The sequence below is a fragment of the Candidatus Vondammii sp. HM_W22 genome, assembly GCF_022530855.2.
Classification (GTDB): domain Bacteria; phylum Pseudomonadota; class Gammaproteobacteria; order Chromatiales; family Chromatiaceae; genus Vondammii.
Genome location: NZ_CP099567.1, coordinates 487,719 through 508,761, shown reverse-complemented (window position 1 = coordinate 508,761; position 21,043 = coordinate 487,719). Strand labels below are relative to the sequence as shown.

Genomic DNA, 21,043 nt, shown 5'->3' with positions numbered 1-21,043 from the left:
CATTCCATCAAGGTGGAAGTCGTATTGCTGGCGCATCAGGCTACATCGACTCTTCGAACTCTTCCCAGCGCTCATAGACCTTCGCCAGTTCAGCTTCGAGCTCCTTCAGACCGATATCAAGTTTGGCAATCTCTTCCCTCGGCTTCTGATAAAACGCCGGATCTGCCATCGTCGATTGCAACTCATCAATAGCACTTTCCAGCTCATCGATACGCGCCGGCAAGGCATCCAGTTCACGCTGATCCTTATAACTCAGCTTCTTGGGTTTGAACTCAGCCTTCTGTTGAAACGGCTTTTTTGCCGCTTTCTTTGACACCTGGGTTTCCATCTTCAGCTTGCTCTGACGCAGCCAATCGTCATAGCCGCCTACATACTCCCTGATCCTGCCATCTCCCTCAAAGACCAGGGTGCTGGTCACTACATTATTGAGAAATACCCGGTCATGGCTGACCATCAGCAAGGTACCCTGGTAGTTCAGCAGCAACTCTTCGAGCAGATCCAGTGTCTCCATGTCGAGATCGTTGGTAGGCTCATCCATCACCAGGACATTGGCCGGCTTGGCAAACAGACGGGCCAGCAGCAGACGGTTGCGCTCGCCGCCCGAGAGCGATTTTACCGGCTGGCGAATACGATCAGGGGTAAATAGAAAATCCTGAAGATAGCTGATGATGTGCTTCGAGACACCGTTGACCTCCACTCTTTCACTGCCTTCGGCAACATTATCCTGAACCGTCTTGGTATCATCCAGAGCAGCACGCAGCTGATCAAAATAGGCCACCCCTATCTTGGTACCCAGCTTGACCACGCCTTCATCCGGCGTCAGTTTTCCCAATAACAGATTGAGCAGAGTGCTCTTCCCCGCGCCATTGGGTCCGATGATGCCAATCCGGTCCCCTCTGAGGATGGTGGTTGAAAAATCACGAATCACCGGCTCTTCATCCCAGGCATAACTCAACCCTTCTACCTCAACCACCAGCTTGCCGGAGCGCTCAGCCTCCTGCAGGGCCATATTGACATTTCCAGTCTTAACCCGGAGTTTCACACGCTCTGAACGCAGTGCCTCAAGGGCTCTTACCCGCCCTTCGTTTCGAGTTCGCCGGGCCTTGATCCCTTGCCTGATCCACACCTCTTCCTGTGCCAGTTTCTTGTCAAAGCGGGCGTTGCTCTTCTCTTCGGCATTGAGCATCTCTGCTTTGCGGCGGAGAAAATTATCATAATCCCCGGGCCAGTCGGTGAGTGCGCCGCGATCGAGCTCAATAATCCGGGTTGCGAGCCGACGCAGAAACATCCGGTCATGGGTAATAAATAGCAGAGTTCCATCGTAATTCAGCAGAAACTCCTCCAGCCAGTCGATGGACTCAATATCCAGATGGTTGGTCGGCTCGTCCAGCAACAGCAGATCCGGACCCTTGACTAAAGCCCTTGCCAACAACACCCTGCGCTTGAGACCGCCTGAAAGAGCGGAAAACTGTAACTCGGGATCAAGCGAAAGCCGCGAAATCACCGTCTCAACCCGCTGCTCGGTCTGCCAGCCATCGGCAGCCTCCAGTTCATGCTGGACATGGGCAAGCCGGTCCAGCAACTGCTCGCTGTAGTCACTGGCCAGCTCAACGCTGATCTGATGGTAGCGCTTCACCAGCTCGCCCAGAGATCCTAGGCCACCGGCAGCCACATCAAACACCGTCCCCTCAAGCCCCGCAGGCACTTCCTGGGTCAGGCGTGTTATATGGGCGCCCTGCTGGACCGAAATCTCCCCATCATCGGCCTGCAGTTCACCTGCCATCAGTTTCAGCAGTGTCGACTTGCCGGCCCCGTTACGACCAAGCAGGCAGATCCGCTCTCCCCGCTCAATGGAGATATTGATATCTTCCAGCAATAGAGGACCGCCAAACCCAACCTGTATCCTGCGCAGTGTGATAAGCGCCATTAAATGCCTCGATTCGAGAAAGTTAACCAGTAAAAAGGGGGGGGGAAGATTATAGCCTATCCGGAGTACGCAACCGTGATATTTAGCAGCTCATCCGATTCAACGCCAGTGAGGGCACTAGAAATTGCGCGGTCAATGGGGCAACATACTCCCAACAGCAGTTATTCGACCTGACCATTTTTCTGGGTGACACCATGCATAGGACGTTAAAAAAACTATACCGGGATCACGCCCACATCAGTCGACTGATGGACGCCCTGGAGCTGCAGCTCAACAAGATTAAACAGACTGACCAACCCTCTTTTCCCCTGATATCTGAGATTATCGGCTATCTCGGCGACTACGCCGACACCTTTCATCACCCCATAGAAGATCAGCTATACCAGATCATGCTGGCTCACTCCGACCTGGGTCGTGAACATATGGAGAAACTGCTTGGCGAGCATATGATCACAATGAATCTGACACGGGAATTCAAGCGGGCGCTTGAGGCTTTGAGCAAAAATTCCGTCATCTCCCGGGACAGAGTGGCAAAACTAGGTTGGGAGTATGTTGAGCACCAACGCACTCATATGGCGTTCGAGGAGGGTGAGGCCTTCCCCTTTTTAAGAAAGGAGCTCAGTGACGAGGCATTCGACGTAGCCGCAGGGGCAATTCCAGCCATTGAAGATCCCCTGCTCGATCCCAACATGACATCGCGTTACCCGCTTCTGTTCGAGTACCTAGCACAGGAGAAAAACAGCTCTTAACACTTACCAATAACGCACTCTGCCGGTATCGACATGGATGAAACCGGATTTGGCATAGATCCCGACTCCACCCACTTTCTGTGAAACCGCCACCTTATGCGGCTGCTTCAAGCTACAGCCGGGAAAACAGATATCGATCGCTTTTCCCTGCATATGAAGGCTGCGCTTGGCAACGCCGGAGCTATTTGTGCGTAGCATGTTGTTGGTCGCGGGCAACCAGTAGCCTGAGATGATCTGGAACTCCCTACTACTCCCCAGCCGGGCCTGAGCACCCTGCAGGAGATAGAGCAATCCCGGGTGGTGATTCAAATTATAAGTTCACCACCTGTACTTTTCAGAAAGACTTCGTTTGGCCTCTAATAATTGAGGCATTTCCGAGGTCAATTGTTGAGCTTTTCCACCACCGTTGCGAACATTAGATCAGTGACCTTTCGCCAATTAATTCCTTGATGAAAACAATGATGTAGCAGTCACTGCTATCCCACTTATTTTCAGCGATCACAATAACCCCAATTGAGGCGAGTCTATCTGCAGATCCGGCGGGGGTGTAACCCTCCTGTTTCAGTGCCATCCAACTTTAGAGCTTTCTGATTCATATTTAAGCCGGTATTCTACGGGCGTTAATCTCCCAAGTGACTGATGTAGCCGGTCTTCATTATATTTCCTGACCCAGTTTTCAGTGATTTCTCTGACTTCCGATAACCTGCTGAACGGGTACAAATCCAAGACCTCCGTCCGGCAGGTTCGATTGAATCGTTCAATGAATGAGTTCTGTGTAGGCTTACCTGGTTCGATGAAATCAAGCAAAACGCTATGTTCTTCAGCCCAATCGGCTAACGCGACTGATGTCATTTCCGGGCCATTGTCCAGCCTAATTTTCTCAGGATAACCACGTTCCGCTATCACTCTATCCAGTACTCGAATAACGCGCGGTGCCGGTAGATTTAAATCAATCTCAATGGCCAACGCCTCTCGGTTAAAATCATCGAGAATGTTGAGTGCTCTAAAACGCCTTCCGGTCATCAGTTAATCACTCATAAAATCCATTGACCATGATTGATTCATTGCCTCCGGAACAACCAGCGGCTGAGGATTACGGTTAGGCAACCGCTTTTTACCCTTGCGTCTGAAATTAAGCTTCAGTAGCTTTTATATGCGGTATACCCGCTTATGGTTCCAGGGCTTTCCTTCACCCCGGAGCGTGTCGAACATCAAACCAAATCCATACGTTGGTTGTTTCGTCGCCAGCTTGTTGCAGTGCATCTATAACGGGCCGGTCTCGTTCTGTATATAGTTATAACTGCTTCAACTAATATTGATCACCCTGCAGGCTGCACGTTGAATCAGAACATGCTCGTCTTGCAGATAATCAACCAGTTCGCGCTTCTCAGCTGGCTTTAGAGCTTTTTTTCAATGACATCCTTAAGTGCGGCATGTTCCAGGCTTAAATTGGCTGACCTTTCCCCCAAAAATAGAGCCATGACAAGGATGAGATTTCTAATTAGTCTGTATATCAGGAGATCTCAACATGAAGAAGAAGCGTTACAGCGAAGAGCAAATTATTGGTGCCATCAAGCAGCATGAGTCAGGGGTAAAAGTTGATGATATTTGTCGTCAGTTCGGTATTTTAACCGGGTGCTTTTATAACTGGCGAAGCAAGTACGCCGGCATGGATGTCTCAGAAGCCAAACGGCTCAAAGAGCTTGAAAGCGAAAACAACAAGCTTAAGAAGTTACTTGCCGAGAAAATGCTTGAAGCTGAGGCGATGAAGGATGTGCTCTCAAAAAAGTGGTAAAGCCTGCTGATAGAAAACAAATCGTGAGCTACCTTAAGTCGCGATTCAAATTAAGTGAGCGTAGAGCTTGCCAATTAGCAGGCTTAAGTAGAACCGCTTTTCGGTACGTTACTCAATGGGGAAAAGATGAGCCTCTACGCAAACGGTTACTTGAGCTGGCAAAGAAGCATCCGAGTTATGGTTATTTGTTTTTACATGGCCTCCTGAGAGGCGAGAGGCTTGTGAAAAACAAGAAGCGGACCTACCGAGTCTATAACGAAGAAGGTCTTCAAGTGAGGACTAAAAAACGCAAGAAGATAATACGACCAAGAATGCCAATGATTGTGAGCCTGTAAAGTTTTCTGTGTAACTGCCTGGGTTAAATATATACCGCTAAGCATTCTTCGAACTCAATCATAAATCTATTCAGTGCTGGTTCTCAATGACGGGTCGGCATTATCCACTTTTTCGATGGGGCCTGGATTGCTAGGTGGATGACCTTCTTCGCCGAATCATCGGTTGGAAACAACTTCCGCTTTTTGATCGCTTTGCGAATGACGCTGTTCAGCGATTCAATGGCGTTGGTCGTGCAGATCACTTTTCGTATGTCATCCGGGTAGTTGAACAGCGTGTTCAGGTTCTGCCAATGAGCACGCCAGGAGCGGCTGATCCGGGGGTACTTGTTGTACCATCGGTCAGAGAATTTATCCAGCGCCAATAAGGCTTCTTCCTCGGTGATGGACTGGTAAATATTTTTCAAATCAGCCGTGACAGGCTTGTAGTCTTTCCAAGGCACGTACTTCATCGAGTTCCGTACCATATGCACGATACAGAGCTGGATATTCGGAAAGGCCGTGTTGATGGCATCAGGAAAGCCCTTTAAGCCATCGACACAGGCAATCAAAATATCCTTCACACCGCGATTCCGAAGCTCTGTCAGCAGGTTCAGCCAGAACTTGGCCCCCATCATTCTCCCCTAATAATTCCTTGTGGCCTTCCAGGTCGACGCCCAGAGCGAGGTAAATCGCTTTGTTGATCACTTTCTTGTCTTGCCGGATTTTAACGACAATCCTGTCCAGATAAACAATAGACTGAATCGCATCCAGGGAGGCAAGATTGCCATTCAACAACCTGTTCGATAACTGCATCAGTGACTTTGGATATGAGTGTGGCAGAGACATCGGCCCCATACATCTCCTTGAATGTCGTGACGATTTCGCGGGTTGTCATACCTTGGGCATACAAGAAGAGGACCTTGTCATCCATTGAGGTAAATCAACGCTGGTGCTTCTTAACTAGCTGAGGTTCAAAGCTGCCCGCTCTATCTCGCGGGGTATCCAGTTCAAACTGGCCATCTTCCGTTTGCAAGGTCTTGCTGGTCGTGCCGTTGCGGCTATTACTCGCTTCGGATTGTTGATGCTTGGCAAAGCCAGGATGATCAGCCAGTTCAGCATTGAGTGCTGCCTCGACCGTGATCCTGGTCAGCATTTGCCGAAACTCGTTGAGATCTTCTTCAGTTTTGATGTTTTTAGCGGCCACCTGAGCCCTTGGCTCCCTCAACGTTATCACCCTCCCAGTGGCCAAGGCGGCGATGGTTGCCAATACTCACAGGGCGATCATGAATGCTCACACGATGTGGTAATCAAACCACGCCCAGTCCCGTATTGCTGCTGTCTTAGACGCTTTTTGTGCCGCCTCAGTAGATGTTGGTACAAAGAACCGTCTTTGTGCAGCATCCTCGTATATCCATTGATAGATACCTTCCGGGCTAATCCGCAGACATGCACTTCTAGGGTGATCCAGATTGATGCAGCAGGCTTCAGTGCTCGCAAGGGATAGATTGCAGATGCAGCTATCGTTCCAGTACCCAGGCAACGTAATACACGAGAGGAAAATAAGCAGATCAAAGCTGGGGATAGCCCTGAGGCATGGGGTGATAACAAACGCCGCCAGAAAGATGTTGGAGCCCTCTGGACCATGAAGCATGGCAAAACCCACTATGGGTACAAAAATCACATCAGCATAGACCGGAAGCAGAAGGTTATTCGCAAATACGCCATCACATCAGCTGAAGTTCACGATAGCCAAGTCTTCAAGGAACGGCTGGATGAGAACAACAGTAATGGAGGTATCTGGGCCGATTCTGCTTACCGTAGTAGAACGGGAAGCCGCTTTACCGGGGGTGCCGCATTACCGCAGTCAGATTCATCGCAAGTCGATACGCAAACGCCCCTTTGAATGAACGGGAGCAAGAGGCAAACCGAAAACGATCAAGAGTTCGGGCTCGAGTTTGCCCAGCAGGCCAATCGACTGGTGCGTAGCATCGGGCAAGGCAGGGCCGGCGTGAAGATGCCGGGCTCTCCCGATTTGCTCGAGACTATTGGCCTTTGTCAACTTTTTAGAGGTTCCCTAAACACACCGGAATTTTGGACTAAGATGTTTTATCTGGTTACCATCTTGACCGGTGTTGCGGGTCTACAGCTCTGCCGAATTAGCTGAGCTCTGCCTTCAACGCTGGGATGTAGAGCTACTCTTTCGGGATATCAAGACAATCATGGGGATGGGCATCCTGCGCTGCCGAACTCCGGCCATGGTGGAAGAGGAAATCCTGATGCACCTAATTGCCTACAACGCTATCCGCCTGTTGATCACAGAAGTGAAGCAAGCGCCTCGACGGATTAGCGTCAAGGCGGGTATTCAGGCGCTGTGGCGATAGAAACCATTATTTTCTCGAGCCGATCTGAGCGACCGGGAGCAACGGCATTTGATGATATCATCACGCAAGATTGTTGCCACCAATATTCTTCTGGAGCGGTCAGGACGATAAGAACCCAGATGTCGCAAACGAAGGCCGAAACTCTTCACACTTCTAATGGCTCCACGACACAAATGAAAGAGATACCACACCGCAACAGATATCGTGCTGAAGGGGCTTGACTTAGCGCCATTCAGGTCAGCCCCTTGTACTAGCAATACCACTTATGGTATTAGCAAGTGCATATTGCTATCACGATGATCTTTGCGTTGCTTATATAAATTATCCTCAATCCCGCACTGGGGTTTAAAGCCCGCCACAGCATCAATAAGCAGAGAGCGAATCTTCTCCTGATCATGCGCCTTTGAAGCCGCATCAAGTTCATTGAGAAATCCCACAATCGATTCCCAGGGGAGCAGATCCTCTTCTGCACACATAATCAAAGGATGGTCAGTAGGACGCACGTTATCACCAATAAGCAGCTCTTCATAAAGCTTCTCACCAGAACGAAGACCGGTAAACTGAATCTCAACATCCCCCTTAGGGTGATCATCATCCTTCACCTCAAAACCGCTAAGGTGAATCATTTTCTTTGCCAAATCGAGAATTTTAACCGGCTCACCCATATTTAGCACAAAAACATCCCCCCCCTGCCCCATAGCGCCCGCCTGAATTACCAATTGAGCCGCCTCAGAGATGGTCATGAAAAAGCGGGTAATATTCGGGTCCGTCACAGTTACCGGACCGCCCCTACTGATCTGCTCATGGAAAAGAGGCACCACAGAGCCAGAAGAACCTAGTACATTGCCAAAACGTACCATACAAAAACGGGTACGGTAGTTCGCACCAACATCAGAAGAATTAATTTTCTTGGCCAACCCCTGCAACACTAACTCCGCAAACCGCTTGGTCGCCCCCATAGTATTAGTAGGCCGCACCGCCTTGTCAGTAGAAATAAGCACAAAGGTTTCGACCCCACGAGCCCTAGCCACCTCTGCGGCCTGCCAAGTCCCAATAATATTATTTTGAATCGCCTCCACAGGATTTTTTTCCACCATCGGCACATGCTTATAGGCCGCAGCGTGGTAAATAGTCTGAGCACCATAAGCACTGACCACCTGAGCCAGGCGCTCAGAATCCTGCACGGAACCGAGAATGGCTATAATCTCTAATCCAATGTTATGCCATGCCAACTCCTTATCAATGGAGTAAAGTGCGTACTCACACTGCTCGAAGAGGATAAGTACTGCCGGTTTCAGCTTCACAATCTGGCGACAAAGCTCTGAGCCGATAGATCCACCAGCTCCGGTAACCATCACCGCTTTACCCTTGATATTGGTATGCAGCAACTCCAGATTAGGCGCTACTAAATCCCGCTCCAGCATATCTTCGATAGTGACCTCACGAATATCCTCTATTTTCACTCTTCCCTGTGCCATTTCAGCCATACCCGGCAAGGTGCGTACACGAACCGAATAGGATTCTAGCAGGGCGATAATCTCATTACGCCGGCTACGAGAAGCTGATGGCAGCGCAAGAAGCACTTCATGCACTTTCATTGTCTCGATCATTTGCCCAAGCTGGGCAAATGGATAAACACGAAGAGATTGGATATGGTGATGATGAAGTTCAACCTTATCATCAATGAAAGCAACCGGCTTGAACTCACGACTGTGACTAAGCCCTGTCGCCAGCTGCATACCGGCAGAACCTGCACCATAAATCACTACATTACTTCGTGCCGACTTGCCAACAGCAGAAGCTGAGTTAAACATGTCAGCAAACCACCAGCGTGCAACCATGCGACTACCACCAATCAGCAGAATAGCCATCATCCAATTGATCAAAGTGATTGAACGCAACACGCCTTCTATTTTGCTAAGAAGTGCTACCACTGCCCATACTAGGGCATAAAGAGTTACTGACTGAATTACCGCCCATAAGGCATGGAAACCTATATAACGAATAATCGCTCGATACAGACCGAACTTTATAAAAATAGGAAGAGCAACGATGGGGGCTAAAACAAACAGCCACACAACGGATTGATTCGGTAGATACCACTCTCCGAAACGCAGGGAAAATGCTGACCATAAAGCAATTTGCAGCATTAACGCATCTGCTATTATCATAATTATCTGTTTTTGAAGCCTAGAAAGAGCTGTAAAGCGCTTTGCAAAAATGTCGATATTCATCGCTGTTTGATGGTCTGCACTCCTTTCACAGATTTATCTCTATTAATTATGGTTATTACAAATGTAGCCAATGCCGTGTCCGCAATATTTTATTCGGATTGTAAAAGTCTCGGTAGTATGTCATATAAAGAGTTTAGAGTTTCAGGAGGATAAAATCTGAAAACTGCATAAAAATCTTGGTATAGCGGCCGTTCACACATCGCCGCGCCTCGCATAACTTAGCGCCGTTGAAAAGTTATGCAAGACGCGAGTGGACTTCAGAAGAGAAGCGGCAATATCCCCCGCGAACTATTCCATTGGATAACATTCTTGTGCAAAGCGCTACCCCCAATATCTGCCGGTACTTTCATTGAGTTGCTTATTGGCTCGACGCTTACCCCTACGGATTTTGTTACTGAATGCCTATTTGATGCTGGATACGCGAAACCATTGGACCAGTTACTACAAATCATTACAGAATGGCAGATGGTCATGGTTGGCCTTAACACGGCCATTTATTCGACTCATACTAAGAGTAGTGAGGACCAACATGGTCCACTTGGTGATTGATGACACATTGACGCTTCGGGCTTCTAAAAAGCACCCGGCAGCAAGATCCATCACCAACACGGGAAAAAATCCAATCTTGCAGAGGCTGTTCAAAATAATTGTGTCAACGTAAAAGCACTCAATCCATATCATCACAGATCAAGTGCGCAATCAAGCCTACCTTCGAAGAGGATCGCCAGTTGAGGCAAGGTCAGGTTCCAGTTGTGAATGGGCATCGTCCATTTCTTACTGGCGTTCTGAATGCGCAGGGTATAATAATTTCTGATTACCCATAAACCTCAGCCATCCTCAGGAGGGGATAAGGCATCGGTGGTGTACGTAACGTGACGCAGAGCAATCGTTCAATCATAGCCAGAAGATTAAACTGGCGATTAAAGCGATATTCAAACTCGGCGAGATAACGAGGTACGTGTTTTTTACGAATAGCATGAAAGGTTCCCTGCAAAGCATTCTTGATATTACCAAGCATGGTATTCAGCCATTTAAAGGTGGAGAGCTGGGTACACTTTCGCCCACCGCCAGTGACGATAGGCATATGATCACATCCAGCAACGGCAGCGCAGAGCGGGAGTCTGCTTTACCAGATGCAAATTACCGCAGTCATATTCATCGCAAGTCGACACGCAAACGCCCTTTGAATGAACGGGAGCAAGAGGCAAACCGAAAACGTTCAAGAGTTCGGGCTCGAGTTTGCCTAGCAGGCCAATCGATTGGTGCGTAGCATCGGGCAAGGCAGGCCCGGCGTGAAGATTGGTATGATGATTTGGTGTACAACATGCGTCGATTGGCGTGGCTGGCCGGATGAAGCGAGGTGTGGGTATGGATGTTGCCAGCAAAATGAGCGTGAAGATACCGGGTTCTCCTGGTTTGCTAGAGACTATATTGCCTTTGTCGGGTTTTTAGGGGTTCCCTTAATTCATACTTAATCATCTAGTTATAAATAATTCAGGGACGACTAAGGAACCTCTAATTAATTCTGGATCAGATGGATGACGAGTTGAAATCTTCCGGATCAAGGCGAAAATTCCTGGTAATAGCTGGCTATTGCCAGGAATTTCAACGCAGAACTGGGAGATTTCAGCCGTCAGACACCAATTCATGAATTGATCAGATGGCTCCTTAAAATACAACGCCTACTACCCGGAAAAGTTGGATGGATGGGTGTTTATAGAAAAATTGCGGATTGAGCATTTTTGCCGCTCCGTCCACTTTTAGTTAACCCCGCTGGACGACCCCAACCAGTGGTGTCTTGAAAGGAGATCTGACGCTCCGAGACATAATCCGGCAGATCACTTTTAATAGTGCTGACAAAGACCGATGTTACATCAATCGAGAAACCCGACAAAATCCAGATCATCATCACTGCAACCTTTCAGCGTTCCCTGCAGCGGCTTTTATCACCTAATACTCCAGTTTGACGTCAGAAGGGTATATCGTCGTCAAAGCCATTATCAGGCATGGGCGCCGCAGGCACAGATTGTTGCTGTTGCTGCCGCGGAGCAGATGCGGTCTGACCTGCGCCAAACTCGGCACTGCCACCACCCCGGCTATCCAGCATCTGCATCTGATCGGCGACAATTTCAGTGGTATAGCGGTCCTGACCACCCTGGTCCTGCCACTTGCGGGTCTGTAGTTTCCCTTCTATATAGACCTTGGAACCTTTTTTAAGGTATTCACCGACAATCTCCGCCAGCCGACGAAAAAAAACCACACGGTGCCACTCAGTGCGCTCCTGGTTTTCACCGGTATTTTTGTCCTTCCAGCTCTCGGATGTAGCAATAGTGACATTCGCCACTGCATTGCCATTCGGCATATAACGAACCTCTGGTTCCTGCCCAAGATTACCGATTAAAATAACTTTATTTACGCCTCTAGTGGCCATATTTCCTCCTAAATTATTAGTTCTGTCTCTTCCCTGAATACAGGATGTCGACGGCACGCTAAGTCTACCCTCCGGTTACGAAAAAATCGATACTCATACTAATCCGGTACCGGATGAAACAACCATCGGCAATTTTCGCCATCTGATGGAAAGGAATAATCTTGGGGATAAGCTGTTTCGTTTGGTCAATGTTTACCTGGCTGAGAATGGTATGAAGCTCAACCGGGGAACCCTTATTGATGCCACGGTCATCAATGCGCCAAGCTCAACGAAGAACAAAGAAAAAAGAAAAAAGCCGTGATCCGGATATGCATCAAACCCGCAAAGGCAACCATATGGTACTTTGGCATGAAGGCCCATATTGGTGTGGACAGCAAAACCAAACTGATCCACTCAATTGCTGTGACACCGGCCAATATTCATGACTCGTAGGTATTGGAAGACCTGTTGCATGGAAACGAAACCCGCGTACGGGGAGATTCTGCCTATGCAGGACAGAAAGATAAGGGAACTTCTAAAAATCCGACAAAGGCCAATAGTCTCTAGCAAATCCGGAGAGCCCAGTATATTACGCTTATTTTTCTGGCAACATCCATATCCATACCTCGCTTCATCCGGCCAGCCATGCCAATCGACGCATGTTGTACACCAAATCATCATACCAATCTTCACGCCGGGCCTGCCTTGCCCGATGCTACGCACCAATCGATTGGCCTGCTAGGCAAACTCGAGCCCGAACTCTTGATCGTTTTCGGTTTGCCTCTTGCCCCCGTTCATTCAAAGGGCGTTTGCGTGTCGACTTGCGATGAATATGACTGCGGTAATTTGCATCTGGTAAAGCAGACTCCCGCTCTGCACTACCGTAGGCGGAATCGGCCCAGGCACTGCCATTACTGTTGTGAATAGCCCCCATGACTGTAGACACTCCGTATGGTAAAAATGAACCCTCGGAGGAAGTTATGAATAAACGTCGTCAATTTACAGAAGAGTTTAAACAAGAAGCCACCAATCAAGTCATCGAGCGGGGTTACCCGATCAAAGAAGTGGCCAAGCATCTAGGTATCTCAGATAAAACGCTCTACAACCGAGTAAACCGTTTTAAAACACCTCAAACACAACGATCAGACCAAGATGCTCTGGCCTCAGAGAACAAACGGTATCGAATTCCATACCATATGCACAATACACAGCTGGATATTCGGAAAAGCCGTGTTGATTGCATCAGGAAAGCCCTTTAAGCCATCGACACAGGCAATCAAAATATCCTTCACACCACGATTCTGAAGCTCTGTCAGCAGGTTTAGCCAGAACTTGGCACCCTCATCTCCGACAGCCAGAGCCCCGATAATTCCTTGTGGCCTTCCAGGTTGACGCCCAGAGCGAGATAAATCGCTTTATTGATCACTTTCTTGTCTTGCCGGATTTTAACGACAATGCTGTCCAGATAAACAATAGGCTAAATCGCATCCAGGGGGCGAGATTGCCATTCGACAACCTGCTCGATAACCACATCAGTAACTTTGGATATGAGTGTGGCGGAGACATCGGCTCCGTACATTTCCTTGAATGTCGTGACGATTTCGCGGGTCGTCATACCCTGAGCATACAAGAAGAGGATCTTGTCATCCATTGAGGTAAATCGACGCTGGTGCTTTTTAACCAGTCGGGGTTTAAAGCTGCCCGCTCTATCTCGTGGAGTATCCTGTTCAAACTGGCCATCCTCCGTTTGCAAGGTCTTGCCAGTAGTGCCGTTGCGGCTATTACTCGCTTCGGACTGTTCATATTTGGCAAAGCTAAGATGATCATCCGGTTCGACGTTGAGTGCCGCATCGACCGTGATTTTGGCCAGCATTGGCCGAAACTCGTTGAGTTTTTCTTCAGTTTTGGTGTCATTAGCGTCCGCCTGGACTATCGCCTGTAGTTCTTTCTTGTTCATAGTGCCTATCCTCAACCATGCTTGGGTTTAATGATAGACAGTTACACAGAATTCAGGACACCCTCGGCTTCCTACAGCCAAATTAAGATATTTGGGATTTTTGGATTTTGAATAAAAGTATTCCAGTATTCTGTTTTTCCGGTATTCAAAAAGTACTGATTAACTGATTTTACCAATTTTCTAATTGATGCATTCCATAATTCAGGAACTCAGAAATGGACCCCACAATTTGGACAGTCGGTTAAATGACTTCCATCCTCATTGCTTACGCCGCTTCCTGCCACGTGATTTCACCAAAATACGCCTGATCTGGCGTCTTGCCAAGCCCCTGATGTTTTCGCTCAGTATTGTAGAATTTTAAATATTTACCAATGCCTGAACGTGCTTCGACAACCGAATCATAAGCTTTGAGATAAACTTCCTCATACTTGACGCTGCGCCACAGGCGTTCAACAAAAATATTATCCACCCAGCGCCCCTTACCGTCCATGCTGATTTTTATATTGGCTGCTTTCAATGTTCCAGTAAAAGCTTCACTGGTAAATTGTGCGCCCTGGTCTGTATTAAAGATTTCGGGGGCACCATAACGTTCTATCGCTTCTTCCAGTGCATCAACACAAAAGTCGCTGTCCATGGTGTTGGATATTCGACAGGACAGCACTTTGCGACTATACCAGTCCATAATGACCGCCAGGTAAACAAATCCTTTGGCCATTGGGATATACGTGATATCCGAACAGAAAACCTGGTTGGGCCGATTAATTTCCAGGACCTTCAGCAAGTAAGGATAAATTTTGTGCCCTTTACCGGGCTTACTGGTATTTTTCTTTGGATACAGTGCTGCAATACCCATCTGGCGCGAATGCTACTTACTTAAGTTTTTTGGGTTGGCCATTTTTCCGAATATTCTCTCGTGCAATAGCCCTTGGTTTGGTAAGTAGCGGGAATTGTCTGGGTCTTCGTTTTATAGCTCGCGGCTCCATACGTCCCGGTTGTTTTCCAACCTGCTACGGTGCAATGAGGATAAAAAGGCCCTCAATTTTATCGATGTCGTAACGACCGCTTTTTTGCCACACAATCCATAGCTGCAAAGTATGCTTGAAGCTAAGTTATCGAGGAATGATGTCAGCCAGTAATGCCGCCTGAGCCATCAGTAAACGGATCAAGTTGTAAGCCAAAAGATAGACCCACAGCTCTTTTTCCGCCATTTCCGGTGTGCGACAACTTAATGTTTCCATTCCCAGAGTGGTCTTGATGTTGCGTATATCTAACTCTACCTGCCAACGGTTCCGATAGAGTGCCTTTAGGGCGGCTTTGCTCGTACTTTTTGAGCAAAGTAGTGTTGTCACCAGGATCTTACCGCCAGCACGCAACTCCCGCACTTTCAATCTATCGGGGGTTTGATCATACTCTGCCTGACTTATCCAGGCGGGTTTGACTTTTGGCTTGTCTATTTCGATAAGATGATCTCGCGGGCCCAGACGCTCTCCTTGGCGAAAATCCGTGCTGCGCCGCCGTGAACCATATTGCTCGAAAACGCCATCCACTCCTTTGGCCTGAAGAGCACACAACAGAAAATAGGTGGCATAAAAAGCATCCCCCAGAAGGAGATCACCAGCGTCCAAGGTACTAAGCATGGCTCTAAGCAATGACTGCTCATCGCTTCCTTTTCCGCGACAAGGTCCCAATGCTGCATCAAGTACAGCACCGCTGGCGAGGCAGACGATACCAACCACCCGGCAAAGAGGGAAACCCAATCCGGGTTGTTGGCTACGGGGTTGAGGATAGACAGTCTGGTTCTCTTCTGTATCGGGCAACGTAACGGTAGCGCCATCCACCAGTCTGACCGGTCCGCCCCCGCCAGTGCCAGGAATCTGGGGTGTGCTCAGTCATCATACGCCCCGTGTAACGGGCTAGCGTAGAGACCATGTCCAATGGCAGCCGTTTCCGTGCGCGACAGTATGCTCCCGTATGCGTACTACAGATTGGCAGCTCACCCATCAATCGCTTGACTGCAGCAGCATCAACTATGTTCTGGCAAGAACGATCAGCACTCATTGCTTGAGCCAGAAACATCGATAGCGTCTCTGTTGGCGGAAACAACCTTTCCCGATGTTCCGGTAGCAATGATTCGACTTGATTGAGAAACTCTGGGCCGGTTAGCCGATTAAAGAAAGCATAGGAATCACTGGCTGTAGCGTAGGTTGTGATACCTTTTTGTTGATGTATGCAGGCGCGTTGATCAGGATGCATTAAGGCTGCTTCCCTGGTTGATGGTTTGGTGACTAGCATCTTATCACCTGAACCAGCCTTTTTTTATTCGTTATATCAGCAGGTTATTGCTTAAGTAAGTAGCATTCGGAGCACGATCCTGTATGCGAACCTTGCAAAAGAGGCCTGAGCGAGTGAAAAATTACTTCAATGCGACACACATGTCGTCAGGTTATGACGCGGGCAGCAACCCAATGACGAACTTTGCGACAATATCCCCAGCCCTATTTGTGGCGGTACCGGAGCTCACCGGACGAGGATGGTTGGCTATGTTCACATCAATGTGGGCACCCACGGCATCGGCGATTTAGAGCCTGGGTATTTTGACTAGCGGAATACCCAGCAGCAAAAATCACTATCCATCGCATTGATTGATACTTGAACAGCCGCAAGTTCAAGAAACTATGTTTCCGCTCTGGAATAGGTCTCCAGAACCGACTCGTCCACCACCCAAGTATCCACCTTCAGATAAGCAACACCATCTGTCGCCACTACTACGGCATCGCCAACCCCCTCAATATCCATCAGTTCAGCCTGCAGCTCCGCCGCCTGGGCTTCATCCATTGAGCACACTTTCAGCAGATAATTGCTGTGGTAATTTGGGGGTGCCATGCCTGAGGCCGCCAGTAACCAGATCGTGGCCGCCGCGCCTCCGAACAAAAATACTCCGCCCAAACCAAAATGGGCATGTATCCAACCGCCTATCAGTCCTCCAAGAAAGGCGCCGATAAACTGGGACGTAGAGTAGACCCCCATTGCTGTCCCTTTGCTCACCACCGGTGCTGTCTTGGCAATCAGAGAGGGAAGTGTCGCTTCTAGCAGATTGAACGCGGTAAAGAAAAGTAGCATGGCGAAGGCAGTGCCATACAGCGAATCCTGAAATTTCCAAAACCCCAGTTGAGCGACAATCAGCCCGGCAATGGCAGAGAGGAAGACTGGTTTCATTTTCCGCCGGTTCTCCGCGATTACTACCAGGGGAATCATCAGTCCCATGGCAAGTACCACGACCGGCAGGTAGAGCATCCAGTGACTGCTGCTCTCCACTCCAATCGAATCCCGCAGGGTCAGTGGGATAGCAATGAACACAGAGGTAAGAATCATGTGCAGGAGCATGATGCCGGTGTCCAGCCGCAGCAGATCCGGGTCGGTAAGCACCCGCCCAAACTGCCCTGCTACCGGCTCAGTATCCCGGTGAAAATGACTCTCTTCGGGATTCGGTACATAGAAAACCACGATGGCTATACCTCCCAGCGCCAATACTGAGGTAAGCCAGAATATACCCTGAACGCCGATCAGGGAGTCGAGCATAGGCCCCAGCACCAGTGAGATGGCAAAAGCAAACCCGATACTCATGCCGATGACCGCCATCACCCGCATACGGACCTGTTCCCGGGTAAGGTCAGCCGCTAAAGCCATAACCGCAGCGGCTATGGCGCCACTACCCTGAACCGCACGCCCAAAGATAACACCCCAGATGGTATCTGCCTGTGCGGCCACCACACTGCCCACGGCAAAGATGATCAGGCCACCAATAATGACCGGTTTTCGGCCTATGCGATCGGAGAGCATGCCAAATGGAATCTGCAAGAACGCCTGCGTCAGGCCGTAAGCACCGATGGCGACACCCACCAGCACAGGTGTCACTCCTTGGAGCTCTTCCGCATAAAGGGCGAAAACAGGGAGGATCATAAAGAGTCCCAGCATCCTCAGTGAGAAGATACCCGCCAGTGATATTGCGGCGCGTGACTCTATAGGTGACAAACCCTTTTGTTGTTTTTTGTTACTACTCACTTTATCTCCCACTTACTCTAGCAACCCAGTCCATCCGCAGTTAAAGATGGGACCACCGCAGACAAGGACGCAATTGCCAATCCCATAAAACTCTGACAGTTGAATGGGTTATACCCATCTCCAATAAGCCCTCAATCACAATCATATGAATCTTTCCGAGAGGGTATGGAGTCTTCACTTTCAAGAGTGTTGGCGGCAGGGGCGTCGCCTTCAATCGTACAGGGATGTATTCACAACGCCTCTGTCAGTGAATGCTTATTAACCCCGGCTGCACAAACTTTCTAAGAACTAACCCTCTCTGTTTTGGCGATGATTGCTTTGGCTCAGACCAACAAGACAGCGTATAGTATCAGGTTCGCTCAATTACTGGTAAGCTGATGGACACTATCCAGCTGCGGGGTGCCCGCACCCACAATTTAAAAAACATCGATCTGGATTTGCCCAGGAACAAGTTGATTGTCATCACCGGGCTTTCCGGTTCTGGCAAATCGTCCCTCGCCTTCGACACCATTTATGCTGAAGGGCAGAGGCGTTATGTCGAATCCCTTTCAGCTTATGCCAGACAGTTTCTCTCGGTGATGGAGAAACCGGATATCGATCATATCGAGGGGTTATCTCCAGCCATCTCCATCGAGCAGAAGACGACATTCCATAATCCCCGCTCCACAGTGGGTACCATCACCGAGATCTACGACTATCTGCGTCTGTTGTTCGCCCGTGCAGGCACGCCCCAATGCCCCGAACACGGCACCCCCCTAGAGGCACAGACAGTCAGCCAGATGGTTGACCAGATTCTCGCACTGCCCGCCGGCAGTAGATTGATGCTGCTTGCGCCGATGATCTCCGAGCGCAAGGGCGAACACCATAAACTCCTTCAGGAGCTGAATGCCCAGGGCTTTATCCGCGCCCGAGTCGACGGTGAAATCTACGAACTGGATGATCCGCCAGACCTGGAGCTGCATAAAAAACATACCATTGAAGCGGTAGTGGACCGGTTCAATGTACGGGATGACCTAGGCCTGCGGCTGGCCGAATCCTTTGAGACAGCACTCCATCTCTCCAGCGGCCTGGTTCGGGTCGCCTGGATGGATGACCCAGAGGCCGAAGATCTGCTGTTTTCTGCCAACTTCGCCTGCCCCATCTGCGGCTATAGCCTGGAGGAGCTGGAGCCCCGGCTCTTCTCCTTCAACAACCCGGGTGGCGCCTGCCCCACCTGTGATGGTTTGGGGGTTGAGCAGTTCTTCGATCCGGATCGGGTGGTTGCCCATCCCCACCTGAGTCTGGCGGCAGGAGCAGTAAGAGGCTGGGACCGACGCAACGCCTATTATTTTCAGCTGATCACCTCCCTTGGCAAGCATTACGATTTTGATGTGGAGTGTCACTGGGAAGAGCTGCCGAAAAAGATCCAGAAAGTCATTCTCTACGGCAGTGGCAAAGAGAGTGTCCGCTTCAGTTATTTCAACGAGCGCGGTGGACGGCACACCAAAACTCACCCTTTCGAAGGGATTATTTGCAATATGGAGCGGCGCTATCGGGAAACTGAATCCAATGCCGTGAGAGAGGAGCTTTCCCGTTATATCTCCACCCATCCTTGTCCAAAGTGTAAAGGGGCTAGGCTGAATGAGGCTGCCCGCCATGTGTTTGTTGCAGAACACAATCTTCCGTCCATCACCACACTGCCGGTAGGCCGGGCTCTGGCGTTTTTCCAGCAGATGAATCTTCCGGGAAAGCGGGGGAAAATCGCAGAAAAAATAGTAAAAGAGGTTTCCCAGCGACTCCAGTTTCTGGTTAACGTTGGCCTGGATTACCTGACACTTGAGCGTAGCGCCGATACACTTTCCGGCGGTGAGGCACAACGTATTCGCTTGGCCAGCCAGATCGGTGCCGGTCTGGTGGGTGTCATGTATATTCTGGATGAGCCCTCAATCGGGCTGCATCAGCGGGACAATGACCGTCTGCTGAAGACCCTCACCTACCTCCGTGACCTTGGCAATACCGTCATCGTGGTGGAACATGACGAAGAGGCGATCCGCAGCGCCGATCACGTGGTGGATATAGGCCCTGGTGCCGGGATTCACGGCGGTAAAGTGATTGCCCAGGGAACAGCGGATGATATCGCTGTTGAGGTGGAGTCTCTCACCGGCCAGTACCTCTGCGGCAAGCTTGCCATTGAGATTCCTAAAAACCGGACAAAGAGGGACCCAAACCGTACACTCTCCATCCATGGTGCCAGCGGGAACAATCTTAAAAATGTCGAACTGGAACTGCCTATAGGCCTCTTTACCTGTATCACCGGCGTCTCCGGCTCCGGTAAATCGACACTGATAAACGACACCCTCTACCCCATTGCCGCCGTCAGTATGAACAATGCAAACAAGGATGCTGCCCCTTATGAGGAGGTCCTCGGGCTTGAGCATTTCGACAAGGTGGTGGATATAGACCAGAGCCCGATTGGCCGCACTCCCCGCTCCAATCCGGCTACGTATACCGGCATTTTCACACCGATACGTGAGCTCTTTTCCGGCACCCATGAAGCACGCTCTAGGGGCTATACACCCGGGCGCTTCAGCTTCAATGTGAAGGGCGGTCGCTGCGAGGCGTGCCGGGGCGACGGTGTAATCAAAGTGGAGATGCATTTTCTACCTGATATCTATGTGCAGTGCGATGTCTGCAAGAGCAAACGTTACAACCGTGAAACCCAGGAGATCAAATACAAGGGAAAGAGCATTGATCAGGTACTCGGCCTGACCATTGAAGATGCGGTTGTTTTCTTCGATGCCATACCGGCTCTGAAGAGAAAACTGCAGACGTTAATGGATGTCGGACTCTCTTATGTCAAACTCGGACAGAATGCCACCACCCTGTCCGGTGGTGAAGCACAGCGGGTAAAGCTGTCGAGAGAACTCTCCAAGCGTGATACCGGCAACACCCTTTATATACTTGACGAACCCACCACCGGCCTCCACTTCCATGACGTGAAACAGCTTCTGGCGGTGCTGCACAAGCTGAGGGATCATGGTAACACCGTGGTGGTGATAGAACACAATCTGGATGTCATCAAGACTGCGGATTGGATCGTGGATCTGGGACCCGAAGGCGGTGATAACGGCGGACGGATTATCGCTCAGGGAACGCCTGAAGAGGTGGCGAAAAGCAAGGGGTCCTACACCGGCCGCTATCTCAAGAAAGTATTGTCCTAGGGATCAATCCAGCT

General features: G+C 49.7%; 14 protein-coding genes and 9 pseudogenes. 9 read left to right on the top strand and 14 right to left on the bottom strand.

The features are described from left to right. Positions 1-40 precede the first annotated feature (40 nt). Positions 41-1,927, bottom strand: a complete 1,887-nt coding sequence (locus MN084_RS02805) for an ATP-binding cassette domain-containing protein (protein WP_241084935.1) — start codon at positions 1,925-1,927, stop codon at positions 41-43. A 194-nt stretch (positions 1,928-2,121) separates the two neighbouring features. Between MN084_RS02805 and MN084_RS02800 the strand changes: the two genes are divergently transcribed. Next, a complete protein-coding gene (locus MN084_RS02800; protein ID WP_241084936.1) occupies positions 2,122-2,676 on the top strand; it encodes a hemerythrin domain-containing protein in 555 nt (184 codons plus the stop codon). 3 nt (positions 2,677-2,679) lie between these two features. Here MN084_RS02800 and MN084_RS02795 read toward each other — a convergent pair whose 3' ends face one another. From MN084_RS02795 to MN084_RS02785, 3 genes and pseudogenes are all read right to left on the bottom strand, one after another. Then, the gene (locus MN084_RS02795) at positions 2,680-2,985 is read right to left on the bottom strand and encodes a YcbK family protein (RefSeq protein ID WP_241084937.1); all 306 of its coding nucleotides are present in this window, start codon (positions 2,983-2,985) and stop codon (positions 2,680-2,682) included. Between the two features lie 106 nt (positions 2,986-3,091). Beyond that, positions 3,092-3,247: a hypothetical protein gene (locus tag MN084_RS02790; protein WP_330178307.1), complete on the bottom strand. Its 156-nt coding sequence runs from the start codon at positions 3,245-3,247 to the stop codon at positions 3,092-3,094. After that, positions 3,238-4,130: pseudogene (locus MN084_RS02785) on the bottom strand (IS3 family transposase); the annotation flags it as partial. The gene MN084_RS02790 and the pseudogene MN084_RS02785, both read right to left, overlap by 10 nt. 74 nt (positions 4,131-4,204) lie before the next feature. Between MN084_RS02785 and MN084_RS02780 the strand changes: the two are divergent. Next, positions 4,205-4,791 (top strand): annotated as a pseudogene (locus MN084_RS02780) (transposase); the annotation flags it as partial. Between the two features lie 98 nt (positions 4,792-4,889). Here MN084_RS02780 and MN084_RS02775 read toward each other — a convergent pair. Beyond that, positions 4,890-6,019: pseudogene (locus tag MN084_RS02775) on the bottom strand (IS256 family transposase). Between the two features lie 270 nt (positions 6,020-6,289). On the opposite strand from MN084_RS02775, the gene MN084_RS02770 reads away from it, so the two are divergent. Both MN084_RS02770 and MN084_RS02765 read left to right on the top strand, forming a co-directional pair. Next, complete coding sequence (locus MN084_RS02770; protein ID WP_320416379.1) at positions 6,290-6,688, top strand: transposase; 399 nt, start codon at positions 6,290-6,292, stop codon at positions 6,686-6,688. A 229-nt stretch (positions 6,689-6,917) separates the two neighbouring features. Further along, the gene (locus MN084_RS02765; protein WP_241084938.1) at positions 6,918-7,166 is read left to right on the top strand and encodes a transposase; all 249 of its coding nucleotides are present in this window, start codon (positions 6,918-6,920) and stop codon (positions 7,164-7,166) included. 263 nt (positions 7,167-7,429) lie between these two features. Here the strand turns inward: MN084_RS02765 and MN084_RS02760 are convergent, their stop codons facing one another. Next, entirely contained in the window at positions 7,430-9,400 is a 1,971-nt protein-coding gene (locus MN084_RS02760) for a polysaccharide biosynthesis protein (RefSeq protein ID WP_241084939.1), read from the bottom strand. 237 nt (positions 9,401-9,637) lie between these two features. On the opposite strand from MN084_RS02760, the pseudogene MN084_RS19180 reads away from it, so the two are divergent. After that, positions 9,638-10,051 (top strand): annotated as a pseudogene (locus tag MN084_RS19180) (transposase); the annotation flags it as partial. Positions 10,052-10,214: 163 nt separating this feature from the next. Here the strand turns inward: MN084_RS19180 and MN084_RS02755 are convergent. Further along, a pseudogene (locus MN084_RS02755) lies at positions 10,215-10,475 on the bottom strand (transposase); the annotation flags it as partial. A gap of 9 nt (positions 10,476-10,484) precedes the next feature. Here MN084_RS02755 and MN084_RS02750 point away from each other — a divergent pair. Continuing rightward, the gene (locus MN084_RS02750; protein WP_241084940.1) at positions 10,485-10,670 is read left to right on the top strand and encodes a hypothetical protein; all 186 of its coding nucleotides are present in this window, start codon (positions 10,485-10,487) and stop codon (positions 10,668-10,670) included. A gap of 699 nt (positions 10,671-11,369) precedes the next feature. On the opposite strand, the gene ssb is transcribed toward MN084_RS02750, so the two are convergent. Continuing rightward, complete coding sequence (gene ssb / locus MN084_RS02745) at positions 11,370-11,831, bottom strand: single-stranded DNA-binding protein (protein ID WP_241084942.1); 462 nt, start codon at positions 11,829-11,831, stop codon at positions 11,370-11,372. A 103-nt stretch (positions 11,832-11,934) separates the two neighbouring features. On the opposite strand from ssb, the pseudogene MN084_RS02740 reads away from it, so the two are divergent. Further along, positions 11,935-12,329 (top strand): annotated as a pseudogene (locus tag MN084_RS02740) (IS5 family transposase); the annotation flags it as partial. Positions 12,330-12,525: 196 nt separating this feature from the next. On the opposite strand, the gene MN084_RS02735 reads toward MN084_RS02740, so the two are convergent. Further along, a complete protein-coding gene (locus tag MN084_RS02735) occupies positions 12,526-12,744 on the bottom strand; it encodes a hypothetical protein (protein ID WP_241084943.1) in 219 nt (72 codons plus the stop codon). Positions 12,745-12,790: 46 nt separating this feature from the next. On the opposite strand from MN084_RS02735, the gene MN084_RS02730 reads away from it, so the two are divergent. Next, the gene (locus MN084_RS02730; RefSeq protein WP_241084944.1) at positions 12,791-13,069 is read left to right on the top strand and encodes a transposase; all 279 of its coding nucleotides are present in this window, start codon (positions 12,791-12,793) and stop codon (positions 13,067-13,069) included. Here the strand turns inward: MN084_RS02730 and MN084_RS19175 are convergent. The 5 genes and pseudogenes from MN084_RS19175 to MN084_RS02710 form a co-directional block, all read right to left on the bottom strand. Continuing rightward, a pseudogene (locus MN084_RS19175) lies at positions 12,974-13,236 on the bottom strand (transposase). The gene MN084_RS02730 and the pseudogene MN084_RS19175 sit on opposite strands and share 96 nt — an antisense overlap. A gap of 51 nt (positions 13,237-13,287) precedes the next feature. Next, positions 13,288-13,767: a transposase gene (locus tag MN084_RS19170; protein WP_445083879.1), complete on the bottom strand. Its 480-nt coding sequence runs from the start codon at positions 13,765-13,767 to the stop codon at positions 13,288-13,290. Positions 13,768-14,032: 265 nt separating this feature from the next. Then, positions 14,033-14,626: pseudogene (locus MN084_RS02720) on the bottom strand (IS3 family transposase); the annotation flags it as partial. 10 nt (positions 14,627-14,636) lie between these two features. Next, positions 14,637-16,020 (bottom strand): annotated as a pseudogene (locus MN084_RS02715) (IS4 family transposase). 420 nt (positions 16,021-16,440) lie between these two features. Next, on the bottom strand, positions 16,441-17,829 hold the full coding sequence (locus tag MN084_RS02710; protein ID WP_241084945.1) for an MFS transporter: 1,389 nt from the start codon (positions 17,827-17,829) through the stop codon (positions 16,441-16,443). Positions 17,830-18,206: 377 nt separating this feature from the next. Here MN084_RS02710 and uvrA point away from each other — a divergent pair, with 377 nt between their 5' ends. Continuing rightward, the gene (gene uvrA, locus MN084_RS02705) at positions 18,207-21,029 is read left to right on the top strand and encodes an excinuclease ABC subunit UvrA (RefSeq protein WP_241084946.1); all 2,823 of its coding nucleotides are present in this window, start codon (positions 18,207-18,209) and stop codon (positions 21,027-21,029) included. Positions 21,030-21,043: the final 14 nt, after the last annotated feature.

What these genes read in the sequence shown, in the direction of transcription:
- MN084_RS02790 (WP_330178307.1), bottom strand. Translation starts at nt 3,247, where the DNA reads ATGGCACTGAAACAGGAGGGTTACACCCCCGCCGGATCTGCAGATAGA.
- MN084_RS02760 (WP_241084939.1), bottom strand. Translation starts at nt 9,400, where the DNA reads ATGAATATCGACATTTTTGCAAAGCGCTTTACAGCTCTTTCTAGGCTT.
- uvrA (WP_241084946.1), top strand. Translation starts at nt 18,207, where the DNA reads ATGGACACTATCCAGCTGCGGGGTGCCCGCACCCACAATTTAAAAAAC.
- MN084_RS02750 (WP_241084940.1), top strand. Translation starts at nt 10,485, where the DNA reads ATGATCACATCCAGCAACGGCAGCGCAGAGCGGGAGTCTGCTTTACCA.
- MN084_RS02730 (WP_241084944.1), top strand. Translation starts at nt 12,791, where the DNA reads ATGAATAAACGTCGTCAATTTACAGAAGAGTTTAAACAAGAAGCCACC.
- ssb (WP_241084942.1), bottom strand. Translation starts at nt 11,831, where the DNA reads ATGGCCACTAGAGGCGTAAATAAAGTTATTTTAATCGGTAATCTTGGG.
- MN084_RS02800 (WP_241084936.1), top strand. Translation starts at nt 2,122, where the DNA reads ATGCATAGGACGTTAAAAAAACTATACCGGGATCACGCCCACATCAGT.
- MN084_RS02805 (WP_241084935.1), bottom strand. Translation starts at nt 1,927, where the DNA reads ATGGCGCTTATCACACTGCGCAGGATACAGGTTGGGTTTGGCGGTCCT.
- MN084_RS19170 (WP_445083879.1), bottom strand. Translation starts at nt 13,767, where the DNA reads ATGAACAAGAAAGAACTACAGGCGATAGTCCAGGCGGACGCTAATGAC.
- MN084_RS02735 (WP_241084943.1), bottom strand. Translation starts at nt 12,744, where the DNA reads ATGGGGGCTATTCACAACAGTAATGGCAGTGCCTGGGCCGATTCCGCC.